Annotated in this window: 1 protein-coding gene; it reads right to left on the minus strand. The window is 55.2% G+C overall.

Going from position 1 to position 582, the window contains the following annotated elements:
* A partial coding sequence (locus tag B5F35_RS18300) for an IS66 family transposase (RefSeq protein ID WP_140401309.1) occupies nucleotides 1-582 on the minus strand: 582 nt, incomplete at both ends.

A 582-nucleotide genomic window follows, 5' to 3' on the forward strand; every position in this document is an offset into this window, starting at 1 on the left:
CATGGAGCACCGCTCTGCCAAGCAGCTCTTTATGCAGCTGCTCATACACTGGGGTCAGATAATCCTCCGCTGCCCGCAGGATCCAGTTGGACATGGTCTGCCGGCTCAAAGAGATACCCTGGCGACGCAGCTCCTGCTCCTGTCGGTACAGCGGACTGCCCATCACAAATTTCTGCGTCATAATGTGGGCCACGGCTTCCGGTGTGGCAAAGCTGCCGGGGATGATATTCTTCTCCCGGGGTGCTTTAATAACCGGCGTCTTAATGTCCTCCTGGTCGCAGGTCCGGCAGGCGTAAGTGTGGTAACGGTGTTCCTCCACAACCAAACGGATGGGCTCAATCTTGAGCCGTTTGACCACTTCCACACCGATTTCCGCCATGGTATCTCCGCATTGGGGACACACCAGTTCCTCACCCTCCAGACGGTGTTCTACCACCTCCGTGGGCATGCCTTCCGGGATGTTGTCCAGGGTATATTCATGCTTTTTGTGGCGCGTATGAGCAGCCACAGCGGTAACTTCTTCCTTTTTGGGCTGGTCAAATACCTCCACTTCATTGAACAGGAAACGGATCTGCTCTGTAA

Origin of the sequence: Anaeromassilibacillus sp. An200 (assembly GCF_002160025.1) — a bacterium.
GTDB lineage: Bacteria > Bacillota > Clostridia > Oscillospirales > Acutalibacteraceae > Caccousia > Caccousia stercoris.